The sequence below is a fragment of the Microbacterium sp. Bi128 genome (assembly GCF_918698205.1).
On the sequence record NZ_CAKKMM010001545.1, the window covers coordinates 1 to 1,151 of the forward strand.

At 65.0% G+C, this 1,151-nt stretch carries 1 protein-coding gene; it reads right to left on the reverse strand.

What is annotated here, in order from left to right:
- Positions 1-80: 80 nt before the first annotated feature.
- Positions 81-1,151, reverse strand: a 1,071-nt coding sequence (locus tag LQV45_RS34425) for an aldehyde dehydrogenase family protein (protein ID WP_230012368.1), incomplete at its 5' end; no start/stop codon positions are given.

Here is a 1,151-nt window from a genome sequence, read left to right on the forward strand (position 1 = left end):
GGGTTGCGGCGCGCGCCGACGACGCGGAGTGGGGATGATTCGTGGTGGTCATTGCTGGGCTCCGATGCTGTTCTAAACGCTCATGCGCCGTGGTTGATCATGACGTGCTTGGTCCGGGAGTAATCGTCCAAGGCATACAGCGAGAGGTCGCGGCCGTAGCCGGATCCCTTGAATCCGCCCCACGGAACCTCGCAGGCCAACACCAGGTGTGAATTGACCCAGACGGTGCCGAAATCGAGCTGCTTCGGAATGCGGAGCGAGAGGCTCGAATCCCGGGTCCATACCGAGGCGGAAAGCCCGTAGGGACTCTCGTTGGCCCGGGTGATGGCCTCTTCAGTGGAGCTGAAGGACTCGACGGTGACCACTGGGCCAAAGATTTCGTGGGTAGCAATATGCGCCCCGGTCGGGACGTTGCTGATTACGGTGGGTTCAATGAAGTAGCCGGGGCCTTCCAAGGCCGAGCCGCCGATGGCCACCTGAAGGCCCGCAGCTTTTGCCTCGGCAAGGGCTTCCTTCACGCGTTCGAAGTGCGGGCGCGAAATCATGGGACCGATTTCCACGTCTTCCCCTGCGCCCGGAGCGCCGACGACGAGCGTGCTGACTTCGCGTACCAGGTGTTCGGTGAACTCCTCGGCCACGGACTCGTGCACGAGCACACGGCAGGCGGCGCCGCAGTCCTGGCCGGCATTCCAGAAGCCGGCGTTTCGCACGCCGGCGGCGGCCGCGCGGAGGTCGGCGTCGGGGAAGACAACAACCGGGGCCTTGCCGCCGAGTTCCAGATGGACGCGCTTGACGGACCTGGCCGCGGTCTCCGCCACTGCCTGTCCGCTGACGACGCTTCCCGTCAACGCAACGAGGGCGACATCAGGGTGTTCGGAGAGTCGCTGCCCAACGGTTCGGCCCTTTCCCGTCACGACGTTGAGGATGCCGTCGGGGATGCGTCCGGCGACAAGTTCTGCCAGCTTCAGCGTCGAGAGCGGCGTCTGTTCCGAGGGTTTGAGGACGATGCTGTTTCCGGCGGCGAGGATGGGCGCGATCTTCCAGGCAGCCATCAGCAGCGGGTAGTTCCAAGGGGTGATGACGCCGACGACGCCGACGGGTTCCCTGAGGATGACCGAGGTGTGTCCGGTGGCGTAGTCGCCGCCTGCCAT